At 39.4% G+C, this 14,121-nt stretch carries 11 protein-coding genes and 5 pseudogenes; 9 read left to right on the forward strand and 7 right to left on the reverse strand.

Annotated features, from left to right (window positions below):
* Positions 1-343 precede the first annotated feature (343 nt).
* Positions 344-1,363 (reverse strand): cytochrome d ubiquinol oxidase subunit II, encoded by a 1,020-nt coding sequence (locus tag ACEWFJ_RS02735; protein ID WP_473692320.1) that lies wholly within the window; start codon positions 1,361-1,363, stop codon positions 344-346.
* A gap of 96 nt (positions 1,364-1,459) precedes the next feature.
* A pseudogene (locus tag ACEWFJ_RS02740) lies at positions 1,460-2,736 on the reverse strand (cytochrome ubiquinol oxidase subunit I); the annotation flags it as partial.
* A 261-nt stretch (positions 2,737-2,997) separates the two neighbouring features.
* Here ACEWFJ_RS02740 and ACEWFJ_RS02745 point away from each other — a divergent pair.
* Positions 2,998-3,141 (forward strand): hypothetical protein, encoded by a 144-nt coding sequence (locus ACEWFJ_RS02745; RefSeq protein WP_098310977.1) that lies wholly within the window; start codon positions 2,998-3,000, stop codon positions 3,139-3,141.
* A gap of 335 nt (positions 3,142-3,476) precedes the next feature.
* Here the strand turns inward: ACEWFJ_RS02745 and ACEWFJ_RS02750 are convergent, their stop codons facing one another.
* Positions 3,477-4,589 carry an acyltransferase gene (locus tag ACEWFJ_RS02750; protein WP_473690281.1) on the reverse strand — a complete coding sequence of 371 codons (1,113 nt, stop codon included), beginning with the start codon at positions 4,587-4,589 and terminating at the stop codon, positions 3,477-3,479.
* 527 nt (positions 4,590-5,116) lie between these two features.
* Between ACEWFJ_RS02750 and ACEWFJ_RS02755 the strand changes: the two genes are divergently transcribed.
* From ACEWFJ_RS02755 to ACEWFJ_RS02770, 4 genes and pseudogenes are all read left to right on the forward strand, one after another.
* On the forward strand, positions 5,117-5,419 hold the full coding sequence (locus ACEWFJ_RS02755; protein WP_473690283.1) for a lactose/cellobiose PTS transporter subunit IIB: 303 nt from the start codon (positions 5,117-5,119) through the stop codon (positions 5,417-5,419).
* Between the two features lie 14 nt (positions 5,420-5,433).
* Positions 5,434-6,738 (forward strand): PTS cellobiose transporter subunit IIC, encoded by a 1,305-nt coding sequence (gene celB, locus ACEWFJ_RS02760; protein WP_473690285.1) that lies wholly within the window; start codon positions 5,434-5,436, stop codon positions 6,736-6,738.
* A 6-nt stretch (positions 6,739-6,744) separates the two neighbouring features.
* Positions 6,745-7,061 (forward strand): annotated as a pseudogene (locus ACEWFJ_RS02765) (PTS sugar transporter subunit IIA).
* A 140-nt stretch (positions 7,062-7,201) separates the two neighbouring features.
* Positions 7,202-7,309, forward strand: a pseudogene (locus tag ACEWFJ_RS02770) (DUF3021 family protein); the annotation flags it as partial.
* A gap of 198 nt (positions 7,310-7,507) precedes the next feature.
* On the opposite strand, the gene speD reads toward ACEWFJ_RS02770, so the two are convergent.
* Entirely contained in the window at positions 7,508-7,879 is a 372-nt protein-coding gene (speD, locus tag ACEWFJ_RS02775; protein ID WP_473690287.1) for an adenosylmethionine decarboxylase, read from the reverse strand.
* A gap of 24 nt (positions 7,880-7,903) precedes the next feature.
* Entirely contained in the window at positions 7,904-8,896 is a 993-nt protein-coding gene (locus tag ACEWFJ_RS02780) for a spermine/spermidine synthase domain-containing protein (protein ID WP_473690289.1), read from the reverse strand.
* Between the two features lie 149 nt (positions 8,897-9,045).
* On the opposite strand from ACEWFJ_RS02780, the pseudogene ACEWFJ_RS02785 reads away from it, so the two are divergent.
* The 3 genes and pseudogenes from ACEWFJ_RS02785 to chbG form a co-directional block, all read left to right on the forward strand.
* Positions 9,046-9,147: pseudogene (locus tag ACEWFJ_RS02785) on the forward strand (PTS lactose/cellobiose transporter subunit IIA); the annotation flags it as partial.
* Positions 9,148-9,161: 14 nt separating this feature from the next.
* Complete coding sequence (locus ACEWFJ_RS02790; protein ID WP_473690291.1) at positions 9,162-10,487, forward strand: 6-phospho-beta-glucosidase; 1,326 nt, start codon at positions 9,162-9,164, stop codon at positions 10,485-10,487.
* Between the two features lie 54 nt (positions 10,488-10,541).
* Positions 10,542-11,246, forward strand: a complete 705-nt coding sequence (gene chbG / locus ACEWFJ_RS02795; protein ID WP_473690293.1) for a chitin disaccharide deacetylase — start codon at positions 10,542-10,544, stop codon at positions 11,244-11,246.
* A 41-nt stretch (positions 11,247-11,287) separates the two neighbouring features.
* Here chbG and ACEWFJ_RS02800 read toward each other — a convergent pair whose 3' ends face one another.
* On the reverse strand, positions 11,288-12,478 hold the full coding sequence (locus tag ACEWFJ_RS02800) for a chromate transporter (protein WP_473690295.1): 1,191 nt from the start codon (positions 12,476-12,478) through the stop codon (positions 11,288-11,290).
* A gap of 152 nt (positions 12,479-12,630) precedes the next feature.
* On the opposite strand from ACEWFJ_RS02800, the pseudogene ACEWFJ_RS02805 reads away from it, so the two are divergent.
* Positions 12,631-13,037 (forward strand): annotated as a pseudogene (locus ACEWFJ_RS02805) (CHRD domain-containing protein).
* 171 nt (positions 13,038-13,208) lie between these two features.
* On the opposite strand, the gene ACEWFJ_RS02810 reads toward ACEWFJ_RS02805, so the two are convergent.
* The gene (locus ACEWFJ_RS02810; RefSeq protein WP_473690297.1) at positions 13,209-13,973 is read right to left on the reverse strand and encodes a polysaccharide deacetylase family protein; all 765 of its coding nucleotides are present in this window, start codon (positions 13,971-13,973) and stop codon (positions 13,209-13,211) included.
* Positions 13,974-14,121 lie beyond the last annotated feature (148 nt).

Genomic DNA, 14,121 nt, shown 5'->3' on the forward strand with positions numbered 1-14,121 from the left:
AAATTTGTTATCAGTATGGGTATTTGTAATGCTGTCTGTAAGAGCCCGATTGGTTCAACTAACCTTTTGGAAAAAACGTTCCCAGAAGGAAGTTTCACTTTACCCCGCTCAAACGGCTGGTAAGAAGTAACTACAAGAAGGAGAGCAAACCAGCCGTAAGAGCCCGATTGGTTCAACTAACCTATCGTGAGGAAAAACGTCTCACGATAGGAAGTTTCACTTTACCCCGCCCAAACGGCTGGTAAAAAGTGAACGCAAGAAGAAGAGCAAACCAGCCGTAAGGACCCGATTGGTTCAACTAACCTATCGTGAGGAAAAGCGTCTCACGATAGGAAGTTTCACTTTATTTTAAAAAAGTTCGATCTTTCAAGAATAAGTTCCAGAAGAAGATGAAGCCTGGTAATAGTATTGCGATACCGACTGCATAGAGAATGAGCAGCGCATAAAATGTTTCTTTCGTTGTAAAACTTGTGAACACAGTCACTTCTGGATAAATAATATATGGAAGGTGTGCAACGCCGTAAGCGTAGCTTGCAAATCCATACTGGGCAACGACAGAAAGAACAGCAATGCGCGGCCAGCCGAGTGTTTCATACTTTTGGTTTGTCCACCAAAGGGAAGAATAGCCAATGATAAAAAAGATGATCGAGATTGTAAACCATTTGAATTGTTTAATTAATCCTTCCATGAGCCAATGTGTTTCTGGTTCCATTACGACAAGTGCGACGATGGCGGTGACAAGCGTTGCAGGACCGAGCACGATGGCATTTCTCCGGTAGACACGATATGTATCTTCGGATCCTTGTTCTCTAGCAAAATCGGCGAGAAAGAGTGCTGATAAAAAGAGTTCGGATGTTAAACCAAAGAGCATGTACCAGTATACGACTGGACTTGATAATAACTTTCCATATAATAATGTTTCTTTGCCACCGGCAGTGGTAATGAAGGCTCCTTCTGTTACAGGAAGAACTGTAATTAAGAGAGCTGGAATTAATAGACCGGTAATGCCCGAAATAATGCGCATTATACGCTCATACTTTGGCAAGGAATAAGAAAACACCATAAAAGTACTACGAATTGTAACGAGTATGAGAATTAAGGTAACAGGTAAAAACATTGCGGTTGCGAGTGTAAATGCAGCTTTTGGAAAGAAGCCGAGAAACGCAACAACGACAAAGACTAGAAATGTATTTGTAACTTCCCATGTTGGGGACAAATAGCGATTAGCAAGTTTTCCGGCAAGTGTTGGATGCTTTGCATACACCATCCCCCAAAAGCCGGCCCCAAAATCAATTGAGCCTAAAATACTGTATACAAAGACGACAGCCCAGAGAATGATAATAGCAATGCTTGCTTCAGGCATGTGAGTCCCCCCGTTCGGTTGTAAGTCTTGCTTCAATGGATGGCGCCTAAAGAATGTTCGTAATACGAAGACAGTTAAGATGCCAAGTGCAATGTAAAGTATGACAAATACGACAAATAATGGCCCAACAAAGTCGGCGCGCGTTGCAGCATCTGTTGTACGTTGAAAACCGTAAATCGTCCAAGGCTGCCGTCCGCTACAGCTGAAAATCCAGCCACATTCAATGCCAAGAAGCATAATCGGACCGCCCGCAGCGATTGCCCCCAGCAGCCATTTTGGCAATTGCCCGCCTTTTTTCGGTAAATGAAGTACCAATATCCAAGTGCAATTGCAGCGACGGCGAATGAAAATGTAGCTGCTCCAACCATTAAGTCAAAGAATAAATGGGTGTAAAAAGGAGGCCACGTGTCTGGTGAAAATTCATTTAATCCTTTTACAACCGTATTCGGAGAAAAACCAACTAACATACTTAACATGTTTGGGAATTCAATGGCGTATTTTAATTCGTGTGTTTCTGGATCGAGAACGCCTCCAACGGCTAGTGGTGCATGTGACTGTGTATGAAATAATGCTTCTGCTGCTGCCAGTTTCTCTGGTGAGTGCTCATGAAGTCCAATCGCAGATTCATGTCCAGAAACCCACATAATCGCGCCTGCAATGAATGTGACCATAAGACCTAAGTATAATCCTTTTTTATGATAAGCAATCTCCCGTGCACTTTTATTTCGTTTTAATAATTTAAAGCCAGCGATAGAAGCAATGACAGCAGCTCCTGTTGTATAAGCGGTAATAACAACATGAACGGAGCTTGTGAAAAAGCTTGGATTAAAAAAGGCTTTCCAAGGATTGACGTTATAGACAGAGCCGTCCGGTGCCATTGAAAATCCGGCTGGTGTATTCATCCACGTATTTGCTGATGTAATGAGTACAGCGGATGCAGTCGCGCCGAGCATAACAAAAAAGAGCGATATTAATCGCATGAATGGTGGTAATTTGTCTGCAGCATAGACGTAAATGGACATGAACAATGCTTCTAGGAAGAAAGCGAAAATTTCAATTTGAAATGGAACGGAAATGACTTGTCCAACAATTTTCGCAAAGCCAGGCCAAAGCAAGGAAATTTGGACGCCTACAATTGTTCCTGTTGGAATGGCAACACCAAGAAGAATCGCAAATGCTTTCGTCCATCTTTTTGCCATCACAGAGTAATCGGAGTCCTTCTTCCAGTGATATAACACTTCACTTATAAAAATCATTAAGGAAAGTCCGATTCCAAGTGTTGCAAAAATAATATGGAAGGCTAACGACGATCCAAAGAAAGCGCGCGATAGTGTAACAGTATCCATGTTTCTACTCCTCTTCGTTTTTGCCATTATTTTCTTACTGATATGGAAATTTTATTCAAAAAAGTGACAAAAAATATATATGTACTTTAGGAGAGATTATGATATTATAATGTTGAAATCTTCTGAAAATAAAAATTTTTATTTTAGAATTGTGCTTTGAGGGAAAATATTTTATAATGCTTTATGCGAACGCAAGTTCTGTTCTCGGGATTTCTTTACAAACTGTAAGGAAAAAATGCGGATGTGCACTGGATTTAGTCGTTTTCATGAAACGGAGGGAAAGTTTTCATGTATCCAGAAGTCATTAAAAAGATGGCATTTTCGAAAGAGCATAAAGATTTATTGTTGAAGTTATACAATAAGGAAATTACGCGACGTGAATATGATCGTCTCGTACAAGCACTATATCGACCAGCGAAAGAAAGTGTGTAAATATCCATTCATAGTGATTGGATAACTGAATCTCATATTAGTGAAGAAGGCAATCTGAAAAGATTGCTTTTTTATTATGATGGTTAGTTGAACCAATCGGGCTTTTACTGGCAGTTATCCCCCACCTATCTTCTTTGCTTTCTCTGAATCTTGAGGTGGGGGTCTTACTGCTCGTTAATACGGGATAAATAAAAACCATCTTAAAATCTCCTATTAAGATGGCTTTCATTTATAATGCTTTGGATTGATTCTCAAAAGTCAATAATTGAACAGAAGAACTGAATCTATCAAGTAGAGTAGATAGAAAATAACAATCCACCCTTATCTTTTAGTGCTTAAAATGGTCGCTGCAAAGAAAGTGAAGGAGTCGGACCTGTAATCCATTTGTGAAACGGAATATAGCTAAACACAACGATTGTTCCTAAAGATAAAATTGCTGTGCAGCTAAATAAGCATATGCTATAAAGAATAGAGTTAGCTGGCAATGCAAAGAAAGATAATAGTTTGACACTTATATTTAAAAAGAAAAAGTGTGCTAAATAAGCTCCGTACGTAAAATTCCCGATAAATCGAAGCCCTTTATATAAGAGAGTACGATATTGTGCAATTGTTACAGATAACGCATATAAAATTATAATTTCACAGACGATGTATACAAACATAGATGGTTTTAAGTACGTTACAACAGTAAGTCGAATCGTATTTGCGCCGTAAAAACTAAAGAGTTGATAATTAATGAATAGGAATAAAGCGAAAAATAAAGCTGTAAAAAGCGGTATATGTTTAAACACAAATATACGCCAAGCACGCAGAGCAACTGCTGCAATTCCTCCCATAACAAAGTAGAAGGAATAGAATAAGAAAGAGCGATCTGTATAATGCAACGCAGTAAATTTTGTTAATTTCTCTCCGTTAAAAATATAGTGAGAAGAGAACCACATTAATAGAAAATAAATAAGAGCAAAGGCAAATGTGTACCGATATACATCTTGCTTGTTATGGCTCCGTTTATGAAACCAATGAAAGACGAAACAAAGAAGCGGGAACAATAAATGAATTTGAAACATCATAACAACATACCAAAGATGAGGTGCTGCTGTTCCGAGTAGAAGGCTACGAATAATTTCCCATAGTGATGGTATCTGTTTCGCCGTAAATAAGTAGACAATGGACCAAAAGAAATATGGCGCAAGCAAGTTTGTTGTTTTTTCATAAATGTACTGTGTATATAACATTTGTTTTGTATATTGACTAATAAGATGAAAGCCGACAATAAAAATAAATGCCGGAGCAGAAAATTTTGCTAGATTAAATAGCATGCCGATAATAATAGACTGCTCAATCGCTAAATTTCCTTGATTCATTGTATATAGTAATGAACTTTGCAAAACAACAGCTAGAAAGGCAATGCTTTGTAGTACTTTAAACTCAGGGGCATTTTGTGTCATTGTTATCATCTCCTATTCCATACATGATTATAGTACAGGAGAGAGGATTGTAATATAGCCACTTTGTGAAACTTGTAACAATTTAGTGACAGCGCATACATTGTATATGTAATAGAAAAAATCCTTCTAGCGAAAATCACGAGAATCGCTTCTATATTAAAGGAATTCATGTTCAATTCCAACCTTAAAGTTTAGTAGAAAGAAATGAGATTTGAAGATCCTCCAATTGATGGAAATTTCATCTATTAGATGGACGCGCTCGTTGATAGAGAGAATAGCATGAATAGGGGATTTTTGTTGGTATGCTCGTCATACGAAAATTACCCTAGACATATACATAGGTTAACTTAAACTTATTCCGCTGCCCGCATGTGGTAAGACTCCTGCCTTCAAATTTTGAGAAGTTAAAGAAAATAGGTGGGAGATAAGTATTGGCATGTGCCCGATTGATTCAACTAATAATCATGGGAGATGTCTAAAATGATTATGGACAGTTGTAAAGAGTGGGCTAAGAAAGGGGGCATCGTATGAACATTTTGCTTTGCTGTGCTGCTGGTATGTCAACGAGTTTGCTAGTTACGAAGATGGAGAAAGCAGCACAGGCACAAGGTATAGAGGCAAAAATTTGGGCTGTATCTGGATCGGAAGTGCGTAATCATATCGATGAAGTTGATGTATTACTACTCGGTCCACAAGTGCGTTATCTGCTACCGAAAATGAAAGAACTATGTAAAGAGAAAGGAATACCTGTTGATGTCATTCAATCTGTACACTACGGACTTTGTAACGGGGAAGCGGTGTTACAAGCAGCATTGTCAATGAAGTCATAAGGAGAGTGGAGAAGATGACGGGGTTTTTAGAGAGATACGTTATGCCTATAGCTGGAAGAATTGCGGAGCAGCGCCATTTACAAGCTATTCGAGACGGAATTATTTTAACGATGCCTTTCTTAATTATCGGCTCTTTTTTCTTAATTATTAGTGCCTTGCCGATCCCTGGATATCATGAATTTATGGCTAATTTGTTTGGCGATGGTTGGCAAAAAGCATTAGGGTATCCAGTTAGCGCAACATTTAGTATCATGTCTTTAATTGCTGCTTTTGGCATCGCTTACAGATTGGCGGAGCAGTATAAAGTGGATGCATTAGCTGCAGGAGCGTTATCTCTTGTGTCTTTCTTACTCGCAACGCCATTTCAAGTTTCTCATATTATAGAAGGAACAAAGGAAAGTATTATAGTAGAAGGCGTTATTCCAGCTGTACTTATGGGAAGCCAAGGGTTATTTGTGGCAATGATTTTAGCACTTATATCTACAGAAATATATCGCGTCTTTATACAGAAGAATATTGTTATTAAACTGCCAGAAACAGTACCACCGGCTGTGTCTCGTTCGTTTACTGCACTTATTCCTGGTTTTATTGTCGTAACAGTTGTTTGGATTTTACGATTAATGATGGAACATACTTCATTTGGAAGTATTCATAATATTGTTGGACAATTATTACAAGCGCCGCTTAGTGAAATTGGTGCTAGTTTGTTTGGAGCTGTGGTCGCTGTTATTCTTGTTCATGTATTATGGGCATGCGGAATTCACGGAGCGGCAATTGTTGGCGGAGTTATGGGTCCAATTTGGCTCTCATTAATGGATCAAAACCGCGTTGCCTTTCAAGCTGGGCATACTTTACCAAATACGGTTACACAGCAATTTTTTGATCTTTGGATTTATATGGGAGGGTCTGGTGCAACACTGGCACTCGTTGTCGCGATGTTATTATTCGCACAAAGTCAGCAGTTAAAAAGCTTGGGCAGATTATCAATCGCACCAGGTATTTTTAATATTAATGAAATGGTTACTTTTGGGATGCCAATTGTATTAAATCCGCTTCTTCTCATTCCATTTATTCTAGTTCCTGTTGTCTTAACGATTGTGACGTACTTTGCGATGGAATGGGGCCTTGCCGCGCGGCCAAGCGGAGCAGCTGTACCGTGGACAACACCGATTATTTTTAGCGGTTATTTAGCAACGGGCGGCAAGATTTCAGGAATTGTTATGCAGTTAGTAAACTTCTGCTTAGCGTTTCTAATCTACTTTCCATTCTTGAAAATATGGGATAAGCAAAAGCTAGCAGAAGAAAAGGGGGAGCAATAGAGAGACATGGATACATTAGAGACAATGGCTTTTCATTTAATTTTACACGGGGAAATGCCAGAAGCTCAGCGATGGAGGCAATTCAATTTGCGAAGGAAGGAAAGCTTCCCGAAGCGGAAGAAAAGCTGCAGGAAGCAGCCAGCGAGTTAAAAGAAGCGCATCGCTTGCAAACAACGTTGATTCAACAAGAAGCAGGCGGCGAAAAGGTCGAACTCAGCTTACTGTTCGTTCACGCCCAGGATCACTTGATGAATGCTATAACAATAAAGGAACTAGCGAGTGAGTTTGTTGATTTATATAGGAAGATGCTAGATGGGAAATAGGCCTTGCATGTGCAAGGTCTTTTTTATGCGTAGAAAACAGCAAGTTAAACAAATAACGGGACCGCTTATGTACATATCCATTTATTTTTCCACATTTATGTAAAAATGAAATGGAAAAGGGGGGACGGCATGTAGGTTCAATTTTCATATGTGTAGGAAGCTTTATGATTATTTACTTCATTATTTGGTTTGCAATGACAATGTACTGGAAGAAAAAAATTGAGGGGTTAAATAACCAGATTAAATAAGAAGGAGCATATAAAGTAAAACTTCCATCAGTGAGCGATTTTTTCACTGATGGTTAGTTGAACAAATCGGGTATTTACGGGCAGTGATCCCCCACCTATCTTCTTCGCTTTTCTCTGAATCTTGAGGTGGGGGTCTTACTGCCCGTTAATGCGGGATAAAACACGCCAGGTGTGGAAAGCACTTGGCGTGTTAATCGTTTAGTTAATAACAGTGATTTCGCCTAAGCCGCGAGTCACCCGTTTTATATATAATTGTTTTGGATTGAGTATAGGTAATATATAATCGATGGCTTGTTGCGGGTCTACCTTTGTTCCACACGTATAGCAGTCAATAGCTGCAAACTGTTTTTCTGGATACGTATGAATAGAGATATGACTTTCCGATAGTAAAACTAATATTGTAACTCCAGATGGTTCGAATGTTTTGGAGCCTACTGATAATACAGTTGCACCGCACATATTGGCTGCCATGATTAAATGTTGTTGTAAGAATTCACGATCATTTAATAAGGCAGTGTCTACCTCCCACATATCTACTATTATATGTCTTCCAAATGTTGAGTACTCCATGATACCTCCTGTTTATATATAAAACTAATATTCCATATCTTCTTTATAGCAACGGTGTAGAATAAGTTGGTTCTCTGTGTTGATTACTGCGTTTTGCCGTTCCTCTAAGAGGTCTTCTCTAAAGCGAAATAATAAAGCGAGGTTTTTCGGAAGTGTTCGATGAGGAACGGTTACGGGTAATGGGTTTCTATTGCGCATAATGGAGGAAGAATTGGTCGCGATATGAAAGCCCCAATCGTTTCCGAAAGAAGGAACGATTGTATGATAGCTTGCAACTGTTAATCCAGTGCTGCGAATTGTTCGGCCGATGCTCCAATAGGTAAGTGGTGCATCTTCTGGTGAGTTGGATTGGCAGACGAACGCTCCACCTTTCGTAAGGAAGCTAGATACAACAGAAAATAATTCTTTTGTATATAGCTGACTTAATGTCTCGGTTGCAGGGTCTGGGAAGTCGATAATAATCACGTCATATTTGCGAGATTTCGTACGTAAAAATTTTCGAGCATCGTATGCATGGATATTTACACGCTTATCGAAAAAAGCCCTTTCGTTTAACGCGACAATTTCAGGCACATGAGTCGCAATTTTGATAATTTCTTCATCCAAATCGACAAGATCGACGCGGCGAACCGTTTTGTATTTTAAAACTTCTCTTAATGCAAGACCATCCCCGCCTCCTAAAATGAGAACAGATTCTGGGGAATCTACTAATGCCATTGCAGGGTGAACAAGTGCTTCATGATACAGTCGCTCGTCTACAGAGCTAAATTGTAATTGTTCATCAAGATACATTCTGACATCATTCACCTTTAGCACATCAATCTTCTGGTATTGGCTCTTTCCTCGAAATAGAGCAGTATGCTTGTCTGCTAATATTTCTCCTAAACTCAGTTTGTCCCATATATCCCCGTGGCTGTAACTTTGAGATGATGTTGAGTTTGAGTTATTGCTGTTAGATTTTTTACAATCTGAAGTAGATTCTTCCTTTTGGTCATGCTTCCGACAGTTTCTCGCCATGTTAAGCTCCTTTCTTTTATAAGAAATACATTTTGTAAGTTCATGTTAGTATATGTACATTACTAGAGTAAGGCTTGGACAATTCTTTATTATTGAGGCAAAGATTTTTTTAATAGAATAGGTTCATATAGAATTCTCCGACGACGCCAAAAGAAGCAATTAATGAAGCGCATCATTTTCAAACCGAGCTCATACAATCAGAAGCAGGAGGAGAAAAAGCAGAGATTACAGTACTGTTAATTCATGCGAAAGGGGAACATGCAGCATGCGTGGAATAAAAATTACAACAATTGGCGGCGGCTCTAGTTATACGCCAGAATTAATTGAAGGTTTTATTAAGCGCTATCATGAAATTCCTGTTCGTGAAATTTGGTTGGTTGATATAGAAGAAGGAAAAGAAAAGTTAGAGATCGTTGGTAACTTAGCAAAGCGTATGGTGAAAAAGGCAGGAGTACCAATTGATATTCATCTTACGCTTGATCGCCGCGAAGCGTTAAAAGGGGCAGATTTTGTTACAACGCAGTTTCGCGTGGGATTATTGGCAGCGCGCAGTAAAGATGAAGCAATTCCATTAAAATATGATGTGATCGGTCAAGAGACAAATGGTCCTGGTGGTTTATTTAAGGCTTTGAGAACGATTCCTGTTATTTTAGATATTTGTAAAGACATGGAGGAGATTTGTCCAAATGCATGGTTAGTCAACTTTACAAATCCAGCAGGTATGGTAACAGAAGCTATCCTTCGCTATACAAACATTCAAAAAGTTGTTGGGTTATGTAACGTTCCGATTGGGATTCGTATGGGATTAGCAAAGATTCTCGATGTAGATCCAAGCCGTGTACACGTTGATTTTGCAGGTTTAAACCATATGGTGTACGGATTGGATGTGTATTTAGATGGTGTGAGCGTCATGGATCGTTTGCTGGAATTAGTGACAGACCCAGAAAAACAAATTACAGTGCAGAATATTGTAGCGCTTGATTGGGAGCCTGATTTCATTCGTGCACTTCGTGCGATTCCGTGTCCATATCATCGCTACTACTACAAAACACGCGAAATGTTAGAAGAAGAAAAACAAGCATCCATGGAAAAGGGTACACGTGCAGAAGTCGTAAAAAAATTGGAAGCTGATTTATTTGAGCTTTATAAAGATCCCAATCTAGACATTAAACCACCGCAATTAGAAAAACGCGGCGGAGCATATTATAGTGATGCAGCGTGTAGCTTAATTACTTCTATTTATAACAATAAAGGTGACATCCAGCCTGTAAATACAAGAAATAATGGTACAATTGCAAGTCTGCCAGCTGATTCTGCTGTTGAAGTGAACTGTGTCATTACAAAGGATGGTCCAAAACCAATTGCAGTTGGGGACTTACCGGTAGCGGTTCGCGGTTTAGTACAGCAAATTAAATCGTTTGAACGTGTAACAATTGAAGCTGCTGTAACAGGTGATTATCATAAGGCGCTGCTTGCGATGACGATTAACCCACTTGTACCATCCGATAAAGTGGCAAAGCAAATCTTAGATGAAATGCTAGAAGCTCATAAAGAGTATCTTCCGCAATTCTTCAAAAAGGTGGAGAACTAAAGGCAGCGCTATATAAGCCTGCTTTTTTCTTGTTACGTAATGGGAGGGGATAGAATGATTCGATTAATTGTAAACGCAGATGACTTTGGCTTAACGCGAGGTGTAAACTACGGTGTTATTGACGCGCATGTTAACGGACTTGTCAATTCTACAACGATGATGATGAATATGCCGGGAGTAGAACATGCAGTGCAATTAGCAAAGGAATATAAGACGTTAGGAGTTGGCGTGCACCTCGTATTAACCCAGGGAAAACCGCTGCTTTCTGATGTGCCTTCTCTTATAAAAGAAGATGGTTCATTTCATTCGCAACATACGATTCGGAAAGGAAATATAGATCCGCATGACGTCGAGCGAGAGTGGACCGCTCAAATTGACAAGTTTCTATCCTATGGCTTAACACTGACGCATCTTGATAGCCATCATCACGTACATGCACTGCCGATTTTACATGATGTATTAAAAAGATTAGCAGAGAAGTATAAAATCCCAGCACGCCGCCTTAAACTAGACCGTGCAGTAAGTCCATTTTCTGATGTATTTTTCCATAATTTTTACGGAGTTGGTGTAACGGATGATTATTTTACAAATTTACAAGAGCGTGTACGGGACGGGGCAACAGTTGAAATTATGGTGCATCCAGGTTATGTCGATGCGGAGTTGATGAAATGTTCGTCTTATGTCATGAAGCGTGTTGAAGAATTACGGATTTTAACAGAGAGTAAGCTTCCAAGTGGAGTGGAGCTTGTAAAATTTTAATATATAAGAAAGACGGCTATTTCTCGGAATAGCCGTCTTTCTTATAATACTGACAAAAGCATTCCACTTATCGCGCCAACTATTACAATTACCCACGGCGGCAGCTTCCAAAAGGCAAGCAGTGTAAATAAGAGTAATGCGACAACGAAATCAGCAGGCTTGTCAACCGAGCTCGTCCAAATCGGTTGATAGAAGGCGGCGAGTAAAATACCGACAACAGCTGCATTTATACCAAGCAGAGCACCTTGTACGTACGGTTTACGGCGCAGTGCATCCCAAAAAGGTAACACGCCTACTACGAGTAAGAAAGCTGGAAGGAAAATTGCAATCGTCGCAATTGTTGCTCCGAGGGCTCCGTTCATAATCGCACCGATATAAGCGGCAAATGTAAATAATGGTCCAGGGACAGCTTGCGTCATTCCATAGCCAGCGAGAAACTGCTCTTTCGTTATACTGCCGTTTGACACAAACTCATTTTCTAAAAGCGGAAGAACGACATGACCGCCGCCAAAGACGAGAGAGCCTGATCGGTAGAAGCTATCAAACATAGCAATCCAGTGCGAGAGAGGGCGTAATATTGGTAATAGTATCAATAAGATAAAGAACAGAGATAAGCATAGCACTGCGACTTTGCGTGAAATCGGAATGGATATTTTTGTTTCAGTTGCTATTGTATGCTCTTTGTATAAGAGCCACCCAATTCCACCGGCGAATAAAATAACGATGATTTGTATCCAAGCTGCTTGGAATAATAGAACGGCAGCTGTAGCGATGACTGCGATCGTTGCGCGGCCACGGTCTGGTGCTAACTTCTGTGCCATTCCCCATAATGCATGAGCGACGATTGCTACGGCTACAAGTTTTAAGCCGTGAATCCATCCGGCATGGGCAATGTCTATTTGCTGTAATACGGAAGCAAACAATACGAGCACAAGAACGGAAGGTAACGTAAATCCAAGCCAAGAAACAAGCGCCCCAAGTATGCCGCCTCGAGATAAGCCAATGCCCATGCCAACTTGGCTACTAGCAGGGCCAGGAAGAAATTGACAAAGCGCTACTAAATCAGCGTAGCTTTTTTCATCTATCCACTTTCGTTTTTGAACGTATTCGTGGTGAAAATAGCCAAAATGTGCAACAGGCCCCCCAAAGGAAGTGAGCCCAAGTTTCGTGGAAACGAGAAAGATTTCTATTAATATTTGTAAGTAGTTTGTAATGGTTTGTTTTGTTTTCAAAATGAAGTAAATTCTCCTTCTTTTTTGATGAACGTTTTCTTCTATCATATCGAATATATGTAAATAAGAACATCGATAGAATGTAATAAATATGTAAATTTGCATACACTGCGAGTATCGTATCAGCTTTATATAAGGAGGTGGTTAGAAGAGTGACAAAAGCTTTTTTTGCTAGATTAAAAGGACGTAATGAAGTCCCTCCTGTAGAAACTGATGCTTGTGGTAAGGTGAAATTCATGTTTAATGAAGACTTTACAAAGCTATATTATAAATTAACTGTGAAGCATATAGAGAAGATGACTGTCGCCCATCATTTAGGGAAGGAAGGACAAAATGGACCAGTGGTTACATTCTTATTTGGTCCAGTGAATCCTGGGATTAGTGTTGATAAAGGCGTTGTAAAGGGTGTATTGACAAAAGATAATCTTGTGGGGCCACTCCAAGGAAAGACTTTAGCAGATCTTATGAAAGAAATACAGGGGAAAATGCGTATGTCAATGTGCATACAGAGCAATATCCTCAAGGCGAAATTCGCGGACAAATTCAAGAGGTATGCTAACAAGGAAAAGGAGCTGACCTAACTTAGTCAGCTCCTTTTTGTATTGTTTTATAAAGTGAAACTTCCATCAGTGGGGGCTTCAGTCCCCTCGGCTATTGATCACTATTTTAAAGTTTACACAAAAATAGGAATTGGGGAAGGAGTGGACAGATTTAGCAGAGGCTAAAGCTGTTACAATCTCGTATCCTTCCAAAAATTAACTTCTAAATGAGAAGAAGGGTTGTAAGGAAGAAGTGTATACCCTTGTGAACGAAGATAGTCAATTATTTTTGGTAAAACTTGCACGGTGACACTTGAGTCATGCATTAAAATGACTTCAACTGGTTTATTACTTTGATTCATTATCCGTTCCAATACAGCAGAAGGATTATGATCACTTTTCCAATCATATGTATCGACTGTCCAATCCCACATTTTATAGTGAGCTACAACAAGAGCATCACGATAGTTTTTCTTTAAATAGGGCATGCTGCCATAAGGAACGCGAACGAGATGCGTATCGAGTCCGGTGATAGTTTGAACGATTGCCCGAGCTTGTTCCATTTCAGAAACTAAAATAGAGGGATCACCGTTATAAAGGTATTTTGCATTATGAGACATACTATGTAATCCTAGGTAATGACCTTCTTGAATCAATCGCTTTGTTGTTTGAGGATAACGAGAGACACGTCCCCCAATAACGAAGAAGGTTGCTTTTTCATTTTTTTGCTTTAAGATATTTAAAATTTGTGATGTATATTTGTTTGGGCCATCATCGAATGTTAAATAAGCCACTTTTCTTTGCGGAGTAGCTGTATGCTGCTGAGGCAGTTGTGTTTCAAGATGAGCGATAGAGCGATTCTCATGTGAAGATACAACTGCAGCCTGCGTGGATGATAGAAAACATGAGATGATAGTATAAAACAAACAAATCAGTAGAAGCGTTCGCTTAATCATGATGCTCACCCTAATTTGAAAATTGTACCTTTATTTTGCTCCAATAGTGGTATTCTCAAACGAACTATATTTTGGAAAACAAAAAACCGGATGATTTCTTTAAAGAAATCATCCGGTTTGTATATTTTTATATTGAATTGGTTATACT

The organism is Bacillus sp. EA-CB0995 (assembly GCF_055814245.1).